Here is a 24189-nt window from a genome sequence, read left to right on the forward strand (position 1 = left end):
TTACATCTAGCACATGCATCAACTTTTTTCTTCAACTGTAGGCAATCCTGACCGCCATAAGCGGGCGACAACACGTGTATCGACCAATTGCTAAAAGTCGGCGGGGCGCCGCCGGGCGCGCATCCAACAGCCCGATCTGAATGCGTGCCGCGCCGGCGGCACGCGTGCGACATCAGGGAAATAGCCCAGGATGGGGCAACTACTGGCAAAAGCGGGGCCCCACTGATTGACAAATCGATAGCCGAGCCTAGAGGTAAGGTACAAACCAGCAGGCTGAAGCCAAGGACCAGTGCGGGTCAGCCCGCTCTGGCAGAGTAGTTCAATCATCGCTCCGGTGGCTGTCAGGGTGCCGAACTGGAAGGCATCGATACGCATGCGACTGCCTCGTGTCGAACCGATTTGACATCAAAACGAGCCTAGTAGGACCTGTGTCAAGTGCAACACGGAAAGCAAGTCGCATTGTTTTTCTCACAGTTTGTGTTGTGCGACTTCGCACGAGCTACGCAACATAACCGTACTAGGTCACTGCGCAACATAAAAACAGATCGCCAATAGTTTTAATTCAATGATGAAGCACTATAAGTTCACGCACTAGGTTCCGGAAGTGCCAAGAATGCGAAATTTCAGCTCCTGCAGCGGTTTTTGGCGACATTCCGCTCATGACGTGCCCTATGGGCTGCCAATTTCGGCATAAAAAGTGATAATTACCTATATGCTCATTTAATAGATCGAACCTGCTAATTTACTTGAAGGAATTCTCTGCCATAGACGATGCGCTAGCACTGGCTATCGCTTTCTGTATTGGTCTTTGCAGATTCATGTAGCGCTCAATTGCTGGTACGAGTTCCCACATGTCGGGATTTGGGAATGTACGAGTTATCTCCTCTATATGCTTCTCTTCCAGCCATTGATTGAGTGGCGTGCCGTAGAAGTCGCTCTTGACTCGCTCCAGATCGCGCTTCGTGGTGGACTCAATACTGAGCTTCGCCATAGTTTCGGCTGTCAGCGTCAAATTGCTCTTCCCTGCCTTATCAAATATTTTTTGCAAGTAGGTATCGATTTTCTTGAACGGGTTAACTATCAACGCGCCGTTGGCACGACTGAGAGCCCAGACTAACGAGTTGTACTTACCTATAAGTTCACGTAAGTTGTACATTTCGACTGTTTCCTGCTCGTCGCTCTTTAGCCGAAATATGAACTCTTGCGGAATGGCATCGAGGTAAATCGAAAGTAAGGGATTCCATATATTTGGTGACTGCGCCGGTTCCAGCGCCAACTTAATTCCAAGCAGGAATAAGGCCGCTTGGCTGCGAAACGGACCAAGAGGCCATCGATCCGAAGCGTCAAGGCAGTGTTCAAAATGGACTTGAGTAACTGGTGCGTTATCGCTCAAAGCGAGAAGGCCTTCCATGAACGAACGCACTCCGTGGAAGAATGGCTTATTAGTAAAGCGATTGAGCTGAGACTTAGCTTTCAACAATCTCGATTTGCTCCAAAATGGCGTCATGCCACCGTGGAGAAAGTCGCGTAAGAGGTTCGGCAGGCCTTTGCTTGAAAATGATGCATGCTTGTCAAGCAGCGATCTAAACGATGAGGTGTTCGATATCGTTGCCGTTAGCCTTCTGGGATCATCGGCATTCAACATCAACAAGAACAAATCGCGGTTTGCCTTTAGTCGGCGTGAAGGCTCGAACGCGCCGAAGACTTCTTTGAAATCTGAATGAAGCTGGCAAACGACTGAGGAGAAGAACCGCGGGTGCCGCTCAGTAGTACGACGACGTAGTTCGTGCAAAGCCATCATGGCCGCATAGATACCTGTCAACTCGTCGATTAGCGCATGCCTTTCACTTTCGGTGAACTTCGGCACATTAATTAATTCCGTGTCCAGTTTTTTGAGTGCAAGACGCTGAGTTGACGGACGAGGCACCGAGCGCGGGTCGAGACTATTGATGTGCTTGAGAAACGCAAGACCAAGCGGCGTTCTTTCGTATAGCCTTTCTTGGATGCGTAACCGTAACAGTGTCTTGCATGCGCGGATGGGGTCGAAGTCGTGTTCAACTAGGGTCTCAACACAGCAAGGAATCTGTTTCAGCGGGCTATTGTCCTTCAACAGGTCTGATTCAAGCAGGGCATAAATCAACATCACCAGTTGAGGCGTGCCAAATAATTTGCTTGAGGCAATATTGAGGTCTTCTTGGTCTATTGCTTCATGCACCAGACTCGCCTGCAACCACGAAATTAGTTGTTGCGCATAGGCAAGAAATGCGCGTACTAATTTTAGTGCTACTTCGTTTTGCACATCATCTTGGACAACAGACCTGCCGACCAACGCGTCGATGAGTGGACTACCTTCTTCACCGTCCAGAAGTTCATAGCGATCTTGCTTTGTGCCGAACGACTTGGCCAAAGATAACTTTTCAGCCTGCTGAGTACCTAAATCAAACATTGCACTAAGCGACTCCACAAATTGGATAATTGTTGTCTGTTTTACATTATTTTGTTGAATTTCCAGTGGCATGCCAACGTCTCCGTAAATTTCCGGCACCTGTGAATTGCGGGTAACCCTACGATAGAGGCGCTTTCTCACCGCGAGGCGGAATGAGTCAGCACTTCTTAAACTTCAATAAACTAGGTACCGAAAATGAGCATTGTAAAGAAAATTAATGCCGTGCAAGATTCGATTGTCGATACTCTCGACAAGGTTTCTGGCGCCACCTCCCGTGCTGGTGTGACGATCGAACGTATTGCAAAAATGGCAAAAGCAGGGGTTAGCAATCGCGCAATCTCAGCGCAGCTGGCAGACAATAGCCACACCCGCCAACCATACTCGCCCCAAGATATCGAAAGCTTCAAGAAGCTGTTCAAGGACGTCGAGACCAAGGTTGGCATCACCGCTGGCCAAGCGCGCGCATTGATCAAGGATCAAGCCAAAAATCCCAAAGCTGCGCCACCTGAGGTAGATACGAAGCCCGCCAAAAGCTAGCGCCCTGGCTAACTTACTGCATTTGGGGCAGCCCTTCACGTGCCGTGGATACGGCCATGCCAACACACATTGAGCTAGACAAGATCAATGGAAAAAAAATGCCTTCCCATCAGGAAGGCATTTTCATTTTCATAATTAAGTCGTGACTGCACTTGAAGGTCCCCGAGCAGGATCACACCTTATTTGATGCTGGAGGGATTAGACGCTGGTACATCAGAGACCGCATCTCAATTCGGGAAATTGCTCACAGGCTCGACATTTCCCGCAACACAGTTTGCCGCCACATCCGATCAGATGTCGGCGAACCTGCTTATCCAGCAAGGCGTTCGCCAAGCTCGCTCGATGACTTCACCGCAGGCTCTCTGCCTAGCTCAGCGCAGAGGCGGTCAAATCTTGGAAGCAACGAAGGACCCTGAAACAGATGTGCCTGGACTTAAGAGAACTGGGATACGAGGGGCCGTATGACCGAGTGGCTGCCTTCAGCAGGCAATGGAAGGTGGGTCAAATGGAGAGGGTCGAATCTGCGAGCAAATCAACATGCCCCCCTTCCATCGGCTTCCTAAGGCTGCCACTCGGTTAATCGCGACAACAGCACCGGGTTTACCGAGGTGTCTCTCGCGCGTGGGCCTTGTGTTCAGGTAACACAGTAGTAGTTCTAAGCCGCATCGTTCTATCTCGCACGTGCGCACAAGCTTGAAACATTTTTTCGCTCAACCTTCCTTACCTTGTGCACCCGTACCCAATGGCAGTCAGCGTTACGCCAGCAGGCTCTTACTAAACTCCCGTCGAGCTAGACTTTGACGCAACACTCGCGCTCGAAACTAAAAATTTGCTGTTGATAAGTGTTGCGTCCGGAAGCACTTCGACCGCAACAAAAAGGGAGGCACCAACGACGCAACGCTATGAAAGCAATAAATCAGGTATTCTGAGCGAAATTGTTCACAACACCACACCTAAAGTACCAAGATTGCGAATTAATGAACATTACCTGAATCGGATCGCGCCGACCTACACAGCGAGTTCGTCCTGGTAAAGAACGGCGCGGTCCCGTCCTGTCGCCTTGGCAAGATACAAGGCCTTGTCCGCCTGATCGACGAACTCCTTGGCTGAACACGGCATACCCTGGTCCGACTGCATGACGGCGACACCGACACTGATGGTAAGGATGCCGACGGGATTTGCTGCATGTACGATACCGAGCTCTCGGACGGCCTGGCAGACCTGGTTAGCCACCACCATTGCGCCGCCTGTCTCGCAGGCCGGCAACAGAATGGCAAACTCTTCTCCTCCGTAACGGGCGACGATATCGACCTCGCGTCGCGCCGTTGCCGCTATCGCCGTCGCAACTCTTTTAAGACACCGGTCTCCGGCCACATGCCCGTACTTGTCGTTGTATTGCTTGAAGTGATCTACGTCGATCATCAGCAACGAAACACCTCCGCCAACCCGGGAAAATCGGTCGGCCTGGGCCTCAAGGGCGCAATCAAAGTAACGGCGGTTGAAGACGCCGGTCAGGCCGTCTCGTTGGGACTGTGCCTCCAGGGCGGTGAACATCTTCTCCAGGTCTTCGTGCGCTCGAACCGTCTGGGCCTGCGCCGCTTCCCTGAGCGAAACCTGTCGGACGATCTTGATTCCGCCGCAATACACCAGCACCAGCAGGATCACCAGTGCGGTGGCACTGCGCCAGGTGCTCACTGTCCAGTCCTCAAGGATTTCATCCTTGGCGACACCGACCACGAGAAACAGCGGATAAGTCGCCACATGCTTGAAGCTGTTCAGACGCCGGACGCCATCTTGCGCGGATACCATCTCGACCGTGCCAGACTGCTCATGCTTGATATGCTGGTCGAACAGCATTGATGAACCCAGGTCCTTGCCTAGCGAGTCGTGCAGTAGCGGCCGCCGGTAAAGCAGCGTGCCTTCGCTTGCGCCAAGCACGATGGCCCCTCGCTTGCCGATGTCGAACTGCCGATAGAGACGCTCGAAATACCCCAGGTCCAAAGTCGCCACAACCACGCCGACAAAAGTGCCATCGGGGCGATCAATGCGACGGCTCACTGTCAGAACCCATTGTCCTGTCGATTTGCTCTTGATGGGTTTTCCGATGAAAGGACGATGTTGACGATGCGTGCGGTGATAAACGAAATAGTCCCGTTCGCTGTCGTTGAACCGCGTTTCAAGCAAAGGCTGCGAATTGACCAGCCAATTGCCGTTCTCGTCATAGATAAACAGGCCGGCAAGCTGCGGCAGCCCCGCAACGTCTTCCACGAGTAGATCATGGATGCGCTCGCGATAGGCGGCCCGATCGCCGTCATGCGGCAATTGGCGCAATACCGTCCTGAGAACGACGTCCACCTCGTCGATGGTCAGTTCCGCGTGCAGAGCCAGGGCCGACGCCATGTTGGCCGTCAGGCGGGAAGCCTCCTCAATCGCTGCGCACCTTTCCCGCCAGATCGACCAGCACTCCAGCGCCAACAGGATCACACACACCGCGATCACAAACAGGCGCGCTGCCTTGGATACCTCTTGGGTCCTGCTGCTGTACGTGAACTTCATTCGTCTTCATCGCAACATTCGGGAGGGAGGTAATTGAAGAAATTTCCGTGTGTCCAATCCTTGATCAACTTCTGCCCTAGCAGCACCCGGTATTGTTCCACCTGCCGACCATCCGGTGCATGGCAGATCCGGGCCTCGACGGTATAAGTCCGCTGATTGATCGTCAACGCAATTGCCGTTTGCCTCGCCGACACCATTTCTTCAGGAAAAGCCATATCCCCTCCCCCACGCTCAATATCAGAAATCATCAAGTCACTCGGCCGCCGATATCATTCATCTCAATAACTCAGATCCTGCTGCAACAAGAGATCGCCCAGCTGGCCCAGCTTCACAGGGTCGGCATGACCGACGATCTTGTCCCGGGAATGCCTCAGATCCACCACCATCGGTGTGATTTCACTGTTTTCCCGCAGCGAATAGAAGATCCTGACCAGCGGATTGAGCAGTTGCCCCGGACGCTGTTCCAGCACGACGGCCAGGTGTCCCGATTGCAAGGTCACGCATGAACCTGTCGGATAAATGCCCACGGCCCTGACGAAGGCCTGCAGCACATCGAAATCGAAATGGCCTTTGCTCTGCGCCATGTGCTGCAGTGAATGTGCCGGATCCCAACCGGCCTTATAAGGTCGGTTGGAGGTGATGGCGTCATACACATCGCACACGGCACCCATCCTGGACGCGATCGAGATGTTCTCACCGGCCAGCCGATGTGGATAACCGGCTCCATCCATCCTTTCATGATGGTGCAACGCTACGTCCAGGGGCACACTTCCTATGCCCGGTAAATCCCTGAGCAGCGCATATCCCGACGCAGGGTGCAATTGCACAGTGGCGGTTTCCGCATCGGTCAGGCGGCCGGGCTTGTTGAGGATGCTGCCCGGCACCGCTATCTTTCCGATATCGTGCAGCAAGCCTGCCATCCCCGCCTGTTCCCTCTCCGCTGCACTCAGGCCGAGCCGGTTGGATAACGCAATCATCATGGCGCACACCGCGACCGAATGCATGTAGGTATAGTTGTCGGCCGTCTTGAGCCGTACCAACGAGACCAACGCCTCCGCATTGCGCGATACCGAGGCGGTGATTTCAGACACAAGATCACCAGCCTCCTGCAAATCGATCGCTTGTCCCATTCTGGCCTCGTAGAACATGTTCACCACGGTCTCTTCGGCGTGAAACATGATGCGTGCAGCACGTTCCCGCTCTCGCAGAAGATGGGTCTTCCCATTCGATTGCAATGCTGCCGGTGCGCGCGAGGCCATTTCATTCGCGTCCTCCGGCTCGCCGCCGTGCTGTTCCTCTTCGGGTGGCATTACATCCAAGCCCTTGGACGTGTCGATCACGAGGCCCCGTAGAGGACTGCGCTGCAGCGCACGCAGATCGGACTCCTTCTCGATCAGGAATGGCTTGCGCCAGGACGGCGGAAGCTGCCATCTTCCCGAGAAAGATTGGATGTACATCCCCAGACGCAACTGGTTGGTTGAAATGAACTTCAGCATTCAGTTATCTCTCGTGGCCAGCAAATACCGCCCCTTGGAACATGATCTCTATTTGTCCGGGACCGCAATCGATCCTTCTGAGCAGCCAGTCGTCATGGCTCACTGACTTTACCGCGCGAACGAAAAACGGCATTGCATCCATGCGCCCCGAGATGGAACATTTCGGACATCTTGTTAAGCAATGATTTCCACTCGGAAATGCTGTCGTCTCCCCTGCGCTACAGCGCTACAGCCATTTTCGGATCGTCGATTGCAATCACCGGATTGCATCAGGCAGACGGTACGTAATGAGCACGCAGGCGCGCCGGTGAAGTGCCATAGCGCTGCTTGAACCCGCGGATGAAATGGGAGGCGTCGGCAAAGCCGCATTCATAGGCAATGTCGGTGATGTTCTTCTCGGTACTCAGCAGCAGCCAACGCGCAAAGCGCAGGCGCATCAAGCGGTAGAACTCCTGCGGCGATGCGCCCAGCTCCTCATGGAACTTGCGCGCCAACTGGCGCGAACTCAGACTGGCGCGAGCTGCCAGCGCGGCAATGGACAAAGGCCGCTCCAGGTTTTCCTCCATGAGCATGATGCAATGGCGGATCGTGGCGTCTTCCACGGTCAATTCTTCCAAGGCGTGACGGCGCTCGCCCAGCATCGTGCGGCCCCCATGGTTGGCTGCCATCTGATGCATGACCTTGGCCGCACGGTCTGGTCCGCAATGCAGTTGGATGAGCCGGGAAACCAAGTCGATCACGCACATGCCGCCGACGCAGGTGATGCGGTCTCCATCGATCAGATAATCCTTGTGGCTGATAACGCGGTGTTGAGGGAAAAGACGCCGGTAACTTTCATGATGAAAGGAGTGGACGCAGACCATCCGGTCATCCAGCAATCCCGCATGGGCCAGCACGAAACTGCCGGTCCCCACGCCGATCAGGGATATGTTCATCTTCCCGGCGCCATGCAGATAGCGCGAGTAATGTGCATTGACTTCACCGAGGCGCTCCAGCTCCCCGCCAATCACGACGATGTAATCGAACTGCGCAGGGTCCGGCAGCGGCGTCTGCACGGCAACCGAGATGCCGCAGCTGGATTGAACCTGCTCCCCTTCCAGGCCAATGATGCTCCACGTGCACTGCAGATGCCGGTTCTGGTTTCCGTCCTCCGCCGCATGGCGAAGAGCATCACAAAACACCGCCAGCGAAAGCAGCGGGAAACCGGGCCACAGCAGAAACGCCGCCGTAAGCTGCCTGGCGGGAATACGCTCCTCCACCTCGGGACTTCCCGCACGGCGTTGGGCAGGCATCTCCATCAGGAGCTGATTAACGCAGCGCAGCGACATCGGCGACCGTATGTCCGGAGGTGGCGAAACGCAGGAATTCCTGCTCGGGCAATGGGCGCGCGTACAGATAGCCTTGCACGTACTCGCAGCCCGCATCCCTGAGCAGTTGTGCCTGCGTCATGGTTTCCACACCTTCGGCAATGACTTCCATACCCAGGCGATGCGCCATGACAACGATAGCTTCGACGATGGCGCGGTTGCCGTCGGCATCAGCCATGTCCTTCACGAAAGACCGGTCGATCTTCAGGTAATCCATGCTGAACTTCTTGAGATAGGACATCGCCGAATAGCCGGTGCCAAAATCGTCCAGGGCCACCTGGATACCAGCCAGCCGGAGATTGTTCAATTGCGTCCTGACGGCCTGGCTATCGTCCAGCAACAGACCTTCGGTGATCTCGACCGCAATCAGGTTCGGCGCGCAGCCTTGCAGGCAGAGTTCGTCGAGAACCACCCTGTCGTATTGACCGTTGAGGAACTGCACCGGCGAGAGATTGACGCTGATCTGCTTGCGCCATGCTGAGTCGGCCTGTGCGTTCCAGCGTACCGCCACCCTCGCGGCCTCCCGCAGTATCCAGCGGCCCAGTTCGAAGATCAGGCCGCTCTCTTCGGCCAAGGGGATGAACCGGTCCGGCGCGATCATGCCCAAACTCGGATGACGCCAGCGGACCAGTGCCTCGGCTTTGTGGACATATCCGCTCTCGAGCTCCAGCGCTGGCTGGAAATGCAATTCGAACTGGTCTTCCTGAAGTGCATCATAGAGGTCGTTGAGCAGGCGCCGGCGCTCGGAACTCTTGGCGCGCATGTCTTCTGTAAAGAACGCCACGCTGTTTCGGCCGCTCCCCTTGGCGGCAAACATGGCTTGATCGGCGCAGCCGATCAGCGCGGTGACCGTGCTTGCATTGCGCGGATAGATCGCGACCCCGACGCTGGCTGAGATGCGTACCCTGTGTGGTCCCAGCTGGAACGGTTCAGCCAGCGCAGCCACGATGTCATTGCCGATGCGGGTAAGGGCGTCCGATTCTTCCAGTCCGGGCAGCACCGCCACGAATTCGTCACCGGCAAAGCGGGCCACCAGATCGTACTCGCGCACACTGGCGCGTATCCTTTGCGCCGCCACCATCAGCAACTGGTCCCCTACTGAATGTCCGAGCGTATCGTTGACATCCTTGAAGCGATCCAGATCGATGAACAGGACCGCCAATGAACGGCCTTCTCTCTTGGCGCCAGCCACCTCTCGCTGCAGCATGTCGCCCAGCAGACGCCGGTTGGGCAAACCGGATAGCAAATCATAGTTGGCCTGGTGGCGCAACTTGAATTCCATCTCCTTGCGCCGCGTGACATCGCGCCCGATGGCAAGCGCGCCGAAGATCTTCTCTTCCGAATCATATTCAGGAACGATGTGCATCTCGTGTGAGACAAGGTGCCCTTGTGGATGGCGCCATTCCAGCACCAGCACATCGGCCACGCCAGTGGCTGCAACTCCCCTGACGCGCTGGTCAAAGCTATGCTCCTGGTCGCAGCGTCTGCGGCCGGCCGAGCTCCCCAGGATCGAATTGATGTCCTGATCGGCTCTCAATCCGGTCTCGCGGGTAAACGCGGGGTTGGCGAAGACGCACTTGCCGTCGATGTCGTACCTTAGAATCACGTCGGGCGAATTGTCGACCAGGGTCCGGAACTGGCGCTCGCTGTTGCTGATGCGCTGTTGGATCGCATGCTCGGCCTTGAGCAGCGCCGTCAGGTGCTGCATCAGCATGTGCAGGCTTTGCTGTCCGGATGATTTGCGGGAGAGGTCATCTTCCACCATTTCGGCAAAACCGATGATGCTGCCAAGATGGGTATTGAAGTCGTTGAACACATCGCCGATCTGTCGTGCGATCAGTTCCTGTTCCCCGCTGACGTCAAAAAAGGAGGTGGCCAGATCCTGGTAGCGCGTGGCGATGCGCTCCCTGAAAGCATGTTCGTAGGCGCGATACATCGTGATCAGCGGCACATTGATCTGCGCTCCGACACGCGCCAGACTGATGCTCGGGCATCGATTGGCAAGACGTCCAAGCGCCAGATGATGGATCTGCAAGATCTCGGCAGGAGGTACCCCGGCTTGCACAAGCTGCTGGCCCAGATGATGTGCGAGCTCCAGCGGTGCGTTGGCGCAGTTCAGTCCCGTGGAAAGCAGGAATTCGTGCAGCAAGGCGAAGTATTTCTCCGCAATATCTCCGGGTACATCTCGAATCATGGCTTCTGCTCCTGGACGATCATTAAACAGAGCTCAAATAAAACCGGCATGGGGAACGCGCCTGTCAGATTTCAACCGCACGTGGCCGCCCGCGTTAGAAGAACTCGAACTTCGGCAGATCCCCCTCGCTTTGATCCTGCTGGGACGTCATCTTGGAATGCTGCGATTCCTTGAGCAGGTAGTCCTGGATCACCTGACGCAGTTTCTCGGCCAGCGTCAGCAAGGAGGTATCGAGGGTGTCACCCTGCCCGGCCATTTCCTCGAACAGCGCATTGCGTTGCTCGCCGGCTTCTCGCAGGCGTTCGATGCGCTGGCGCACGATGTCCTGAAACTGTATCTCTCCCAGGATCTCGCCCAGATCTCTGGCCAGCTGCGTGTCATGCGAGGCGACCACCGAAAAGGCACCCTTGTAGAAGCGTCGCACCTCCTCATAGCGTTCGCGCAGGCGCCGGGTCGATTCCGCCAGTACGGCGGCTTCGCCCAACTGCTGAGCAGACTCTTCCAGGAACTTGAATTTCAGGCCCGCATCCACTTTCAGCTGGGCCTTCTTCAAGCCGTCGTCGATGACGCCGGCAGCCTGTGTCGCACTCAGGGCAAGTTGCCGCACTGCCTTGGCCACGATGGCGAAGCCGCGTCCGGCATCGCCCGCGCGGGCGGCTTCGATCGCCGCGTTAAGGGCCAGCAATTCCGTCTGGCGTCCGATCTGCTTGATGAGCACCACCAACTTTCCCAACTGCTGTATCTCCCTGGACGCCTCATGGATGGCGTCCATGTCCTGCCTGATCCGATTGGGCAGCTCCAGGATGAAATCACCAATCGAGGAAATCTGGTCCACGCTGACGTCGATTTCCTGCTCCAGCTGGAGTGATTGCAAAGACGCCTGATCGAGATAGCGCACCAGCGATGCGGCGGCGTCGTGAATCTCCTTGACCTGGTTGATCAGTGCGATGGCGGCAGACTCGGTGTCGCCCACCGCTTCGGACAGGCGCAGGCCGGTTTGCCGTTCCAGGTCCAGATGCTGCTCCACCACACCCTTGATGGCGTCGTCCTTGCGCATTGAGAACCGGCGAAACGTCCAGTAGAGCAGCGCATTGGAGCCCACCACGACGCCGATGGACACCAGCAGGGAGCGCTGGCTGCCCTGCGCATCCAGCGCAAAAAAGAGGATGAGGATCAGTGTTGCCAGGACCGTCGTCCCGATAAAACAGCGATTCTCCTGCCTGAACAGCAGCTCCCGGACAATGGAAGTGCCGGCGGATCTTTTTTTAACGTTCATGGCCTCTGGCATGTCGACTTACAAAAGCTGCCGGAATCAGACACCAGGAAGAACCTGCCGGACGATCTTGAGGAGATCGGCACCGCCCACCGGCTTGACCAGCCATCCGGTGGCACCGGCTTTCTTTCCCTCGTCACGCTTGGCCGACTGGCTCTCGGTGGTCAGGGTCAGGATGGGCAGGAAGCGGCAGCCCGGCAACGCTCGGACGTTGCGGATCAGTTCCAGGCCATCCATATTGGGCATGTTGATATCCGTGATCAGCAGATCTGGCTTGTATCCCGCCTGCATCTTCTTGAGCGCCTTGACGCCATCTTCTGCAGTGTCAACCTTGAACCCCGCTATTTCCAGATTGCTGCGTACACTCATCAACATCGTGGCCGAGTCGTCGACGAGGAAGATAGATTTCGACATCGCATTTCCCTTTCTTTGATTAAATTGAGTTTGCCGGACCGGCGTCGGGCGACGATCGCGGTCCGACGGGACGTAGCGGCTCCAGCCATGCACGCAGCGACGCATCCTGCGGCCATGCCACGATGTCCGCCCCCGAGGCCAGCAGGACCTGCAGCGTAGCGGGATGAATGTGGGTACAGTCCCGCAAATCCAGCTGCGCCTCTGGCTTGCCTTGCAACCAGCCCAGCAACTGCTCGGCCTCGTCGCCGGAGGCCACTTCGCGGAAGCTGGCCAGATCCCCGTCGTAGTCAATCGGCATCAGAACATCTCCCTTATATTCAAGACCATCAGCACCGAGCCATCCCCCATCAGGGCCGAGCCGGAATACATCGACAGGCTGCCCAGGATGCCGTCCAGCGGTTTTTGGATCACATCGATGGTTTCCCGGAAGTCATCGATGATCAGCCCCACGGACTGCCCTCCCACCCGCACCACCAGCACCGCCGTCTCGTCGTCGGCATTGGGCTTCTGTTCGGCACGGATGCCCAGGATCTGGTTGATGCCCTTGAGTCCGAGCACCTGCCCGCGCAGCACCATCGTGGCGCTTCTCTTGACGAAATTGAGCGCGCGCCGGGGTACCCGCACCGTCTCCATCACATGTTCCATCGGCACGCCGAAGAGCTGCCCGTCCGACTCGATGATCATCACCTTGGTGACGGCCATCGACAGCGGCAGCGAGATCTGCAGATGCGTACCCTTCCCGACCGTGCTCTTCAAGGAAATGCTGCCATTGATCTTTTCGACGGCATTGCGCACCACATCCATGCCCACTCCGCGGCCGGAGAGGTCGGAGACGACTTCTGCCGTGGAGAAGCCGGCGCAAAACACCAGGTTCACTGCCTCCTGGTCGGTGATACGTTCCAGCACTGCTTCATCGATCAAGCCTTTCTCGTAGGCCTTGCGCTTGACCAGGGCTGGATCGATCCCCCGCCCGTCGTCGTGAATTACGATGACGACCTGATCGCCTTCGTGGGCTGCGCTGATCGTCAAGGTTCCGGTGGACACCTTGCCGGCGCTGCGACGCTGCTCCGGAGCTTCAAGACCATGATCCAGGCTGTTGCGCACGATGTGGATGAGCGGATCGGCCAGTGCCTCGATGATGCTCTTGTCAGCTTCCGTCTCCTCGCCTTCCAGTACCAGTTGCACCTCTTTGCCGAGCTTGCGCGAGATATCACGGACCAGACGAGGAAAGCGCTGGAACACCACGGATACCGGCATCATCCGCACCTGCATGATGGCATCCTGCATTTCCTCGGCGATGCGGTTGATCACGGCATACTGGGCCTTGATCTCGCGCGAGAGTTCACGCACCCCGAACTGGTCTTCGGCACGTTGGGCCAGATAAGGAAGAGCGTTCTTGGAGACGACCATCTCGCCGATCAGGTTCATGAGCCGGTCTATCTTGACCTGCTCGACCTTGACGCTCCTTGCCGCGGGAATGCCGTTGTCCTCGGCGCGCCGCCCTGTTCGACCGGGCTCTTCGAGCGGGCGCTCCCTGACGTGCCCGGGGATCGGCGCATCGGGTGGGGCAATGACCTCTTCCTTCAGCGCATCGCTGTCAATGGCACGAGGCAAGGGCAGGCGGCCGCTGTTGAGCCAGGCCAGCAGCGGTTCGCAACTGTGCAACTGCAGCGATTGCTGGCGTGCGATTTCCAGTTCGCCGAGCATGTCAAGACGGCCCATGGAGCGACAGCAGTTCATCAGCGTAGAGGCCACCGCCTGCGTGCGTCCGTCCTGCCATCCCATATTCGCTTCGGATTGCAATATCTGCTGCTGGATCGCGAAGATCTCGGCGATGGCAGCCCCGACTTCCTCGTTCGGGAAGTCGCCTTGTGCTGCCGTGTCGTATTGCGCTTGGCCGGCGACCCCATGTTCGCCCTGGGCGGTGACCAGGCACGAGGGATCGAGCGAAGTGATGATCACCTGCTCTGGAACATAACGGTAGTACTCCGCCAGATCGGCGCGCGGCGCCGCCACCAGCATCTGGAACTGCAGGACACAATCGTAGGCATCAAGTTCGGCCAGCAGCGGCCAAGTGGCTGGCGCCTGGATTGCTCCCCAGAGGCACCCGGGCGTATTGCGGGCGCGGTGAAACGGGTCATCACCGTGGAAGAAACAGTCCCGGGCAGGATGGTAGGCCACCCAGTGCAGCTCGCCTCCCGCATGGGCTTGACCCACGGCCTCGATGCGCAGGGCTTCGGGCACCGCCATCAATGGCAGTGTCGGCATGACGGCAACCGGCGCGTCCGTGTGCGGACCGGGGGATGCGGCATCCTCCTCGATCACGGCGCGGTCGCCGATGAGCTCACGCAGGGCGCTGGCGATCTGCACCGCCTCCTCCCCCCGCGCTTGCCCGCGCTGCTCCCCATTCTCCATCCCATCGCAGAGCATGGCGACGAAATCCATGGCATCCAGCAGGCGATCGGCCAACACCTCGGAATAGCGGATCTGGCGTCGCCGTACCGCGTCCATCAGATCCTCGCCTGCATGCAGGACCCTGGTGATATCCGGAACATCGAACAGGCCACTGTTGCCCTTGAGCGTGTGGACCATGCGGAACAGCGACTCCAGCAACTCCGCATCCTCCGGGGCATCCTCGAGCTGCATCAGTTTTTCGCTGATGCCCTGCAGGAGATCGCGGGTCTCGCTGATGAATTGATCGTGCAGAAGAGTCATGCGCCGCTCTCTCCCACCAATAGCCTGACATGGGTCAGCAGTTGCGCCGGCGTGACCGGCTTGACCAGGTAGTCGTTTGCGCCGGCGCGATAAGCCAGGGTACGGTCATGGGCCTTGGACTCGGTGGAGATCATGATCGCCGGCGCATGGGCCAGAGGTTCACCGCGCAGCTGGCGCAAGAAACCGTAGCCATCCAGCTTGGGCATGTTGATGTCCACGATGTAGAGATCGAAGGGCTGCTGCAATGCCTTTTCCAGCCCTTCTATGCCGTTGACCGCTTCTTCGACCACGTAATGGGCAGCTTCGAGAATGTTGCGATGGTACATGCGCACCGTAGCCGCATCATCGACAAGCAGGATGCGCTTCATTGGGCCTCCGCAGTTTTTTGATAAACAATGGCTTCCGGAAATTTTCTAACCCGGTACAGCGATGAAATCCGGCTCATCGACTCTGAATGTCCCAGGCAAATAAATCCATTCAGGTTCAGGGCCTCGTAGAAGGTCTCGGCCGCTTCCTTGCGAGACACATCGTCAAAATAAATCAGCAGATTGCGGCAGAAGATCACGTCGAAGTTGCGATAGGCCTTTGTATCTTCCGCCTTGGCGATATTGACGCGGGTGAATTCGACGGCGCCGCGCAGCTCGTCGCAGATCTGGTATTCATCGTCCTCGCGACGGAAATACTTGTTCATCCAGGCCGCGGGCACATTCTGTATCGAACGCGCCGAATAGCGTCCGATCTGGGCCTTGCGTAACACGCCCGTATCGATGTCCGAGGAAATGATTTCGACGTCCCACTGCTCGATGCCTGACCAGCATTCCATCAGGTACATCGCCAAGGTGTAGGGCTCCTCTCCGGACGAGCAGGGAACGCACCAGATCCTGATCGGCGCACTGCCCCGCTTGTTGCGGACGATCTCGGGCAGCATGGAGTTGACCAGGCACTGGAACTGGTATTGCTCGCGCAGGAAATAGGTTTCATTGACGGTCATCAGATTGGTCAGCAGTTGCAGTTCCTTGCCGTCGGCCTCGAATCGCAAGAGCGAAAAGTAATGGCGGAAGCTCCCGCTGCCCGTCGCTTCGATGCGTTCCACCAGGCGCTTGTCGACGAAGTACCGCTTGGTCGCCTCGAAACTGATTCCGGTCTTGCGATAGAAGTACTCCCTGAACTTCAGGAAGTCCGCTTCGCTGATGGCGATCTCGTTCATGTCGACGTCATTCTTCGCGTAAGCGGCCAAGGGCCAGGGTGGCGGCAAACTGGATGTACGGATCATTGGCGAAGCGTGCCTTGACCTGCTCTATCGCCTCCAGGGAGTTCATCGTCCCTACCTCGCTGAGCACATCCAGCGCAGCTGAACAGACGTTGACATGGGGATCGGCAAGGACCACCTGGATAAGCCATTCCTCGACCTTGGGATGACGCATGGACTCCAGCACATTGACGGCGAAGATCCGGATGTCAGCATCCTCGTCGGCAAGCAATTCTTCCATCAGCGGCGCGACCTCATTGGGCAACTGCTTCATGGCGTCGATGGCTTCGTTGCGCAGGGCAGCGTCGTCACTGCGCAGGCATTCGATCAGCCCGGCGGCCGAATCGGCGTCGCCCAAGCGGACCAGGGTAGTGATGATGACCTCCCGCACCGAGAGAACGGGCTCGGCCATCAGTCTTTCCAGCAGTGCGTGGGAAGCGTCCGGGCAATTGACAAGATCGCGTGCAGCCGAGCGGCGCACCGACGCGTCCGCGTCGGCCAGCGCCTGGATCAGCGTCTTGCAATCACGCCCGGAAGACGGCTCGGAAGACGGAGCAGTCTGCGTACCTTTGATCAATGCCATGGTTGGTTCCTTGATTGTTCCACCCAGACATTGAGCTGGGCGGCGATTTTCGACGCTGGCAAGATGACGCTGGCGCCACCGCGCTCAATCAGATCCTTCGGCATCCCATAAACGACGCACGAAGATTCCGACTCGGCGATGGTGCGCCCGCCCCCGGACCGGATGTCCAGAAAGGCAGATGCGCCGTCACTTCCCATTCCGGTCAGCATGACGCCGATCAGTTTGCTTGCCTCCACGTGCTCCAGCGCCGAGCGGCCCAGCAACTCCACGGAGGGATGCCACAGATGGGCGGCCGATTCCGGCTTGGACACCAGGGACAACCTGCTGGCGCGGCGGGTCACCAGCATGTCCGCCCCACCCTTGGCGATATAGACATGGCCTCCTTCCATGGCGGTGGGCGCAGTCACCTCGATCACCTTGAGCGGACAAATGCCGTCCATGCGCTCGGCGAAGGACCGGGTAAACGCCGCAGGCATATGCTGCGCAATCACAACCGGCCAGGGAAACGATGCGCTCAACTGCGGCAGGATCTGCTCCAGGGTGCTCGGCCCGCCGGTGGAAACGCCGATGATGACCAGACCGTCACTGTCCGGCTTTCGCCCGGTTCCCTGCCGCCATGCCGTCCTCACCGACTTCATCTGTCCCGCGCTGGCAATGGAGGAGGCTGTCGTCCGTGCACGCGTCCTGATCCTGGCCTTGGCGGCTACGCGCACCTTGTTCACCAGTTCCTGTTCGATCTCATGCAGCGTCAGGGAGATCGTGCCGCCCGGCTTGGCCACGTAATCGACCGCGCCCAGGTTCATCGCTTCGAAGGTAGCCAGCGCCCCCTGCTCGGTCAGCGAAGAAACCATCACCACCGCAACAGGTCGGTCGAGCATCATCAGCGACAACGCCGAGAGACCATCCATTTCCGGCATGTTGATATCGAGGGTGACGACATCCGGCTGGAAGGTCCGATTGAGCTCGACGGCCTCGCGGCCATTTCGTCCGACGCAGATCTCGAAATCCGGCTCTTGCTCGAACGCTTGCGTGAGCTGACGCCGCATCAAGGCGGAGTCGTCGATGATCAGGAGCTTGATCATGTCCAATCAGTCGAGCCTTGCCAGTCCGGCCATTTCATCGGCGCCGATCAACTGTGAGGGTTCCAGCAGTTGCACCATGCGGCCTTGCTTTTCCAGGTTGGCCACACGCGCCAGCAGCGCGCTCTGCTGGACCGAGAAATCGGGTGCCGGTTCAATGGCGTTGCTTGCGATACGCAACACCTCGGCCACCTGGTCCACAATGAAACCGGTCCGCACCTCGGCAATGAGAAACACCATGATGCGCTGGCCATCACTGCGCTCGATCCCTGGCAGGCCCAGACGCGCACGCAGATCGATCACCGGCAGGACGCTGCCGCGCAGATTGATGACTCCCTCGACGAAATCCGGCGCACCCGGGACGTGGACCAGCTCTTCGGGCACCCTGACGATTTCCTGCACGCTCTGGATGGGGACACCGAATTCCTCCTTGTCCAGGCGGAAGATCACCATCTGTTCATCGTCATCGATCACGTTGTCGGCTTCATCGGCTCGCGCGATGTCATCCAGATTGGCTTCACTCATGGTGTTGAATGCATCCTTCAGGGTGGAGTGAACCAGCAGATTCTTGCTGGTGATGACCGAGACAAGGCGCTGGCCCTGCTCCAGCCGGCAGACTGATACGATCTCTTGCAACTCGCCGTCCTTGGCCAGAATGGCTGGCAAGGGGTCGATCAGTTCCTTGGGAACCCGGAGTACTTCGCTGACACTATCCACGGTCAAGCCGACGGAACCGCCCTCCTGCGCCAGGACTACGATGCGGCACTTGTCATTCAGGGGTTGCGCGGGCATGCCCAACATCTGGCGCAAATCGACCAGCGGCACCAGGCGGTTGCGCAGCGACATGACGCCGATGACGTGCGCTGCGCAATGAGGCACATGAATGATGCGGGGCGGGACCTGCACGATCTCCTGGACTGCGGCGATATCAATCGCATACTCCTGGGCAGCGATCCTGAAACTGACCAGCTGCAACTCGTCGTTCGGCGTTTCTTCCTGTTCCTGCTTGCGCAGCTCAAGACTGCCGGAAAGACGTGCACCGTTCCGGTCCATGCGAGCCATCTGGGCAAACTCACGAAGCACCAGCTTCTCGAAATCAAGCACCATGACTACCGGATAGCCACCCACGTTCTTGAGCAAACCGGCCAGCAGTGCGGTATCGATGGTGCTCTGCAAGCCGTCCGCTGCCTCGATCTTGTCCACGCCCACATCCAGAACGCTGGTGACCCGGTCCACCACGAAGCCCAGCGGCTGGCCTACGTTGATCACCACAGCACGAGTAGCGTCGTCCTTGTCACGGTCGGGAAATCCGAAAATACGCCGCAGCGAGACGATGGGAAGTATTTTCCCGCGCAGGTTCGCCAATCCGTCCAATGTGTGCGGGGCCAGGGGCAGCCTGACCACCTCCGGCGAACGTATGATTTCCTGCACCGGGGCCATGTCCACGGCAAAGACCTCATCGCCGGCAAGGAAGGTCACGAACTGCCGCGTGCTTACGCGCCCGTCACTCTCTCGTTCATCCAGGTCAGGGGCGGTGCTGTCAGTGACGATATCGGTGGTCATGGCAGCCCCTTAGACTGCGCTTTGGAGTTCGTCGGCCAGCGAGGAGATTTCTTCGATGGCTGACGCCAGTTCACGCGCGCCCTTCGATTGCTGTTCGGCTGCGCCGGCGGCTTCGCCAGTAGCCTTTTCGGCTTCCTGGGCAGCGCTCGAAATCTGTTCCACACCTTTCCTGGCCTGTCCGATGGAGGCGGCGATCTCGCTGGAGGTCGCCAGAATCGCCGCTGTCCCGCGCTCCACCTCGGCCACATCGTTATCGATCAGCACAAGGTTCTCAGTGGTGGTCTTGGCCTTCTCGGCCTCGGTGGTGGCGGACTTGACGATTTCTTCGAGGTCGGCGCTGACGCGGGAAATCTGGTCTTGCACAGCCTTGACCAGGTCCTTGATACGATCGGCGTTTTCTGCCGAATCGCGCGCCAGATTGCGGATATCGGTGGACACGACGACGAAACCCTTGCCGAATTCACCGGCGCGGGCAGCCTCCACCGAGCCATTGACGGCCAGCATGTTGGTCTGGATCGACACGGTCGTGATCGCTTCCACGATCTTGTCGATGCGGCGCGAGACCTGCTCGAGATCCCTCACCTGCCTGATGCTGTCCTGGGTGGTGCGAACCGAACTGGAAATGCCCTCGATGAGCTTTCCCACGTCAGTTTTGTTGGTGCTCAGCAGTGACTGGATGCTCTTGACCTTCTCCCCATTCACCGAGGCACGCTGTTGCGCAAGCTCCAGGCCCCTTTCGATCTGGCCGATCGCTGCCGACGATTCTTCGCTCGCGGCCGCCGCCACCTGGGTGCCCTTGCTGATTTCTTCCAGCGCCCCCATGATCTGGGCGCTTGCGCGATTGATTTCCTCCACGGCGGCAGACAGCTGTTCAGCGCTGGACGCGACTACCTCGGCGCTCTTGCCGACATCGGTCGAATTCTTGAGTTCTTCCGCGACTTCCGCCAGCGCCTGGGAGGCCTGTTCGGCCTCGGCCAGAGCCTGCGCCTGTTCATTGACGGTCTTGGCGGTTTCCTCGGCGGCAGCGGCCTGCTGCAAGGCCGCTGCGGCAATATCCTGAGAGCCTTTCATGGCCTGCTGCGCAGCCGTATCGGACTGTTTTGCACCGGAAGCGATCTCCGCCACACCGCGAGCAATCTCGCGGAAATCGATATCGATGCGTTCCAGCTGCGCCGTGATGACCTTGCCGTTCTCCACTTCCCCGCTCAGTACATTGGCAGAACTGGTGATGCCTTCAGCAATCGTTTTGACGTCCTGCTGGATCTGCCCTACCAGATCCTGGATCTGCTTGGCGCTGCGTTCCGAGGTTTCTGCCAGGGTGCGCACTTCATCGGCCACTACGGCAAAGCCTTTGCCGTGCTTGCCGGCGCGTGCCGCCTCGATCGCCGCATTCAGGGCCAGCAGATTGGTCTGATCGGCGATACGAGCGACCGCCTTGACGATATCCCCAATGTTGGATGCCTGAGCCTCCAGTTCGCTCACCATAGCCACCGAGCCCAATTGGCGCTGGCTGGCCACGACGACGTTGGTAATCAGATTGGCAACGTCACCGGAGGTCCTTGCCAGCAGGTTCTGGCAGGCATTGACCTTGGTTTCGCTGATCTCGGAATCGCGTAACTGACTGGCGATGGATTCGGTCACCAGCTGAAAAGCGCTGCTGGATTCCTGTGCTGCCCCGGAAGCCTCCTCCGCCCCTGTCGAGATCTGGTCTGCAGCGCGGCGCAACTGCTCTGCGGCCGAAGCGGCTTCGTTGATACCGGAAGACAGCTCTCCCGTGGCAGCCGCGATGCGCTCGGCGGCCTGCTGCTGTTTGGCCAGCGTGCGTGCGCGCTTGCGCTGCACCTCTGCCTCGCGCGCGGACATGCCGGCCCTTCGGTCGGCATCCTTGTCTTGAAATGCCGCTGAAGAGCGGAGGATATTTTTTTTCACCAGGGCCACGAGAATTCCTTTCGAATGAAATAGAGCTGGAAACGGTCCCGGTGCCGCCACCTCGTCGCCAGCGGAGCTTTTCGCATCCGTCAGCGCCAACAACGGCATAAACCACCCCCAGCCATGGAGGCTTTCGTTATGGACTTCTGCCGGCCATATCGGCCGGTCCTCTGACCACCCTGAATTTGCTCAATAGTTACGCAATCAGGTTGATTAAATACTCAACCAAGCAATTCTTCAGAAGGCGAATTTATCGTTGAGTACTTTTGCATATTTTACAGATTTTACATATTATGCGCAGTATTGAAATTATATTTTGTAGTTTTTGCATTTTAATTCATGTATTAATCATCGATTTAATGCGCAGGCGGAAATTGTTTACACGTCGGCCGTTACCTGCGAGGGAAGCGTGTCCCAGATCAAACGCCTGACGAGAGCAGGGTGTATCCATCAGACCGAAAGGAGCCTCTAGTGAGCGCGGACCAACATTTCCTGGTAGTGGACGATTTTTCGACGATGCGTCGCATCATCATCGGACTGCTCAAGGAACTGGAATATATGAAGATCACCGACGCCGATGACGGCTCGTCGGCCTGGAAGATTCTGGAGTCGGGAGTGCTGCCCATCAGCTTCGTCATCACCGACTGGAACATGCCGGGCATGGACGGGCTTTCCCTTCTGAAGAAGATTCGGGAAACCCCGAAACTGCTGAAGTTGCCGGTGCTGATGGTCAGCGCGGAGGCAAAGAAGGAGAACATCGTATTGGCCGCCGAATCCGGCGCCGACGGCTACATCGTCAAGCCATTCAACGCCGCAACCCTGGACGACAAGATCAGCAAGATCCTGCAGCGTCGACGCAGCATGGGCCTGCAATGAACTCACGTCAATCCGCCCCTTTCAGACAACGCCCTGGAGCTTGAACCATGCAATCCCACGATTATTTCGACGTTCCCCTGGAAAACATGGAGGCAGCGCTGGCCCACCAGTCGACCAGAGCACGCCCCAGGAACGTCAAGGTGCCTACGCGTGCGGAGGTGGAAACCCTGCCGCCCGATGAGCTGCATCTCCTGATCCGCAAGTGGATCTACAAAAGTGCGATCGAGATCATTCCCAGCCGCAAGCAAATTGCGCAAGTACTGGAGACTTTGCGCAGCCGGACCGATATCTGTACGTCGCACGCGCTGGTCGCTCTGTGCGAGGCGTATGTGGAACAAGGGCAGGCAGGAGATCGCGGCAACGCAACAGCCGATCCGAGGATGGCTTCCGCTCAATCCGGCAACTCGTAATGAACACCGAACCCAGTTATGTCCACGATAGAAAATGACTTGACGGCACTGAGCCGTGTCGTAGAACAGCAGTATCAGATGCTGGCGCAGATAACCAAACTGATTGAGACCGACATTGCCATCCGCGAGGCACATACGGCGATCTTGCAGACGCTGGCCGCAATGGTGAGCAATGAACCTGATTTCTCCCGACTGCTGTCCGGCATCCATACTGCACGCCTTACGCAACAGATCAGCACCGACGTCGACAATCGATTCATTCAGACCTACATCGACAACATCAATACCTTTCTGCCGGACACGCGGAAGTTTCCTCCCATGGCCAATCCAAAAAAATAATCGCCCTTCCCTGCTGGCAGTTTTCCGTTCGTTGACCGGCTGCCAGCTGCGCGCAGCCGTTGCCCTCAGCTCCTCAGCATACCAATATCTGCAGCCACAAAAGGCTTTACCATTCCTTGATCTGGCTCATCTTAATTTCAAACGCCGGCGTAAATGGCCAACATTGGAGACGGCACAGAGTACAATCAGGCGCTTTGCTTAAAGCCTATAAGGTTCTGTGATTTTGCTCGCCCGGGCGCCGAGATGGTCAATTGCAACAGAAATGTCACAGTAGAGCGCAAATGAAAACGTTTTCATTGCCAACCCTAAATTAAAATTCCGTTTTTTACATTTTCTTGATATTTTTTGCTGAAAATGCGAAATATGAAAATTTAAAATATTGCCGTCAATTCCCATTACCTGCGAGGACTCAACTGATGGAGCATGCAACGCTATCTCGGGTGGCCACGCCTTCCAGCCCGGATCCTGTGATGACTTCGCGAGAGGCCGCAAATATGTTGGGCGTTTCAATCACCACCGCACAGATGTGGATGGAGAGCGGAATGCTGGCGTCATGGAAAACCCCCGGCGGCCACCGGCGCACCCGCTTGAGCTCTGTGATGACCCTCATCGATCAAAGGAAAATGCCGCCCTCTGCCCAAGCGCTGGAGATGCCAACCGGCAAGATCGTCGGCGAGGATACGGGAAGATCGAGGTTTGTTGAACAGGTCAATACGCGCTTGCGGCCAGATTCGCGCTTTGATCGCCTGACCTGGCTTGCGAGCGGACTTCTGGATATGCCGGTATCGATGATCACCTTCCTGACCACCGAACTGCAGATCTTCAAATCGGCCCGTGGCCTCAATATGAGTTCGACACCGCGGGCATGGGCATTCTGCAATTACACGATCACACAGCCGGGGGTATTTTGCGTCCCCGATGCAAAAGCCGACCCTCGCTTCGCCAGCAACCCGATGGTCACGTCGGCACCGTTCTTCCGCTTTTATGCCGGGGTCCGCTTGACGTACGAGGGCAAGGCGCTGGGAGCACTTTGCGTCGCCGATACAGAACCTCGCATATTGCGCTCGCATGAACAACAGGCACTGGAAGAGCTCGGACTGGTTGCTTCGGACCTGCTCAAGCTGCACATTCTGGAGTCACGCTGACTAACCGGCTGCAGCTTG

At 57.6% G+C, this 24189-nt stretch carries 21 protein-coding genes; 5 read left to right on the forward strand and 16 right to left on the reverse strand.

Annotated features, from left to right (window positions below; translation table 11 throughout):
* Positions 1 to 742 precede the first annotated feature (742 nt).
* Complete coding sequence (locus tag ACVC5H_RS13795) at positions 743 to 2518, reverse strand: hypothetical protein (RefSeq protein ID WP_489618423.1); 1776 nt, start codon at positions 2516 to 2518, stop codon at positions 743 to 745.
* Positions 2519 to 2641: 123 nt separating this feature from the next.
* Between ACVC5H_RS13795 and ACVC5H_RS13800 the strand changes: the two genes are divergently transcribed.
* Positions 2642 to 2983, forward strand: a complete 342-nt coding sequence (locus ACVC5H_RS13800; protein ID WP_489618424.1) for a hypothetical protein — start codon at positions 2642 to 2644, stop codon at positions 2981 to 2983.
* Positions 2984 to 3991: 1008 nt separating this feature from the next.
* Here ACVC5H_RS13800 and ACVC5H_RS13805 read toward each other — a convergent pair.
* The 15 genes from ACVC5H_RS13805 to ACVC5H_RS13875 all read right to left on the reverse strand — a co-directional run bounded on the left by ACVC5H_RS13805 (position 3992) and on the right by ACVC5H_RS13875 (position 21500).
* Positions 3992 to 5539, reverse strand: a complete 1548-nt coding sequence (locus tag ACVC5H_RS13805; RefSeq protein ID WP_489618425.1) for a sensor domain-containing diguanylate cyclase — start codon at positions 5537 to 5539, stop codon at positions 3992 to 3994.
* The gene (locus ACVC5H_RS13810; protein WP_489618426.1) at positions 5536 to 5787 is read right to left on the reverse strand and encodes a hypothetical protein; all 252 of its coding nucleotides are present in this window, start codon (positions 5785 to 5787) and stop codon (positions 5536 to 5538) included. The genes ACVC5H_RS13805 and ACVC5H_RS13810 overlap by 4 nt, the downstream gene beginning before the upstream one ends.
* A 30-nt stretch (positions 5788 to 5817) precedes the next feature.
* Positions 5818 to 7035, reverse strand: a complete 1218-nt coding sequence (locus ACVC5H_RS13815) for an HD-GYP domain-containing protein (RefSeq protein WP_489618427.1) — start codon at positions 7033 to 7035, stop codon at positions 5818 to 5820.
* Positions 7036 to 7304: 269 nt separating this feature from the next.
* On the reverse strand, positions 7305 to 8333 hold the full coding sequence (locus ACVC5H_RS13820; RefSeq protein ID WP_489618428.1) for a GlxA family transcriptional regulator: 1029 nt from the start codon (positions 8331 to 8333) through the stop codon (positions 7305 to 7307).
* A gap of 10 nt (positions 8334 to 8343) precedes the next feature.
* Positions 8344 to 10596, reverse strand: a complete 2253-nt coding sequence (locus ACVC5H_RS13825) for a putative bifunctional diguanylate cyclase/phosphodiesterase (RefSeq protein WP_489618429.1) — start codon at positions 10594 to 10596, stop codon at positions 8344 to 8346.
* Between the two features lie 94 nt (positions 10597 to 10690).
* A complete protein-coding gene (locus ACVC5H_RS13830) occupies positions 10691 to 11884 on the reverse strand; it encodes a methyl-accepting chemotaxis protein (protein ID WP_489618430.1) in 1194 nt (397 codons plus the stop codon).
* Positions 11885 to 11908: 24 nt separating this feature from the next.
* The gene (locus ACVC5H_RS13835) at positions 11909 to 12283 is read right to left on the reverse strand and encodes a response regulator (protein ID WP_489618431.1); all 375 of its coding nucleotides are present in this window, start codon (positions 12281 to 12283) and stop codon (positions 11909 to 11911) included.
* Between the two features lie 19 nt (positions 12284 to 12302).
* Complete coding sequence (locus ACVC5H_RS13840; protein ID WP_489618432.1) at positions 12303 to 12581, reverse strand: hypothetical protein; 279 nt, start codon at positions 12579 to 12581, stop codon at positions 12303 to 12305.
* A complete protein-coding gene (locus tag ACVC5H_RS13845; RefSeq protein WP_489618433.1) occupies positions 12581 to 14998 on the reverse strand; it encodes a chemotaxis protein CheA in 2418 nt (805 codons plus the stop codon). The genes ACVC5H_RS13840 and ACVC5H_RS13845 overlap by 1 nt, the downstream gene beginning before the upstream one ends.
* Positions 14995 to 15366 (reverse strand): response regulator, encoded by a 372-nt coding sequence (locus ACVC5H_RS13850; RefSeq protein ID WP_489618434.1) that lies wholly within the window; start codon positions 15364 to 15366, stop codon positions 14995 to 14997. The genes ACVC5H_RS13845 and ACVC5H_RS13850 overlap by 4 nt, the downstream gene beginning before the upstream one ends.
* On the reverse strand, positions 15363 to 16205 hold the full coding sequence (locus ACVC5H_RS13855; protein WP_489618435.1) for a CheR family methyltransferase: 843 nt from the start codon (positions 16203 to 16205) through the stop codon (positions 15363 to 15365). Before ACVC5H_RS13855 ends, ACVC5H_RS13850 begins: the two co-directional genes overlap by 4 nt.
* 7 nt (positions 16206 to 16212) lie before the next feature.
* Entirely contained in the window at positions 16213 to 16830 is a 618-nt protein-coding gene (locus ACVC5H_RS13860) for a HEAT repeat domain-containing protein (RefSeq protein ID WP_489618436.1), read from the reverse strand.
* On the reverse strand, positions 16821 to 17912 hold the full coding sequence (locus ACVC5H_RS13865; RefSeq protein ID WP_489618437.1) for a protein-glutamate methylesterase/protein-glutamine glutaminase: 1092 nt from the start codon (positions 17910 to 17912) through the stop codon (positions 16821 to 16823). Before ACVC5H_RS13865 ends, ACVC5H_RS13860 begins: the two co-directional genes overlap by 10 nt.
* Before the next feature lie 6 nt (positions 17913 to 17918).
* Positions 17919 to 19472 (reverse strand): chemotaxis protein CheW, encoded by a 1554-nt coding sequence (locus tag ACVC5H_RS13870; RefSeq protein ID WP_489618438.1) that lies wholly within the window; start codon positions 19470 to 19472, stop codon positions 17919 to 17921.
* A 9-nt stretch (positions 19473 to 19481) separates the two neighbouring features.
* Positions 19482 to 21500, reverse strand: coding sequence for a methyl-accepting chemotaxis protein (locus tag ACVC5H_RS13875; protein WP_489618439.1), 2019 nt, complete (start codon positions 21498 to 21500; stop codon positions 19482 to 19484).
* 417 nt (positions 21501 to 21917) lie between these two features.
* Between ACVC5H_RS13875 and ACVC5H_RS13880 the strand changes: the two genes are divergently transcribed.
* From ACVC5H_RS13880 to ACVC5H_RS13895, 4 genes are all read left to right on the forward strand, one after another.
* On the forward strand, positions 21918 to 22277 hold the full coding sequence (locus ACVC5H_RS13880) for a response regulator (RefSeq protein WP_489622694.1): 360 nt from the start codon (positions 21918 to 21920) through the stop codon (positions 22275 to 22277).
* 47 nt (positions 22278 to 22324) lie between these two features.
* Positions 22325 to 22687, forward strand: coding sequence for a hypothetical protein (locus ACVC5H_RS13885; protein ID WP_489618440.1), 363 nt, complete (start codon positions 22325 to 22327; stop codon positions 22685 to 22687).
* Positions 22688 to 22705: 18 nt separating this feature from the next.
* Positions 22706 to 23026 (forward strand): hypothetical protein, encoded by a 321-nt coding sequence (locus tag ACVC5H_RS13890; protein ID WP_489618441.1) that lies wholly within the window; start codon positions 22706 to 22708, stop codon positions 23024 to 23026.
* A 470-nt stretch (positions 23027 to 23496) separates the two neighbouring features.
* Positions 23497 to 24171: a GAF domain-containing protein gene (locus ACVC5H_RS13895; RefSeq protein ID WP_489618442.1), complete on the forward strand. Its 675-nt coding sequence runs from the start codon at positions 23497 to 23499 to the stop codon at positions 24169 to 24171.
* Positions 24172 to 24189: the final 18 nt, after the last annotated feature.

The sequence above is a fragment of the Herbaspirillum sp. Her3 genome, assembly GCF_057961275.1.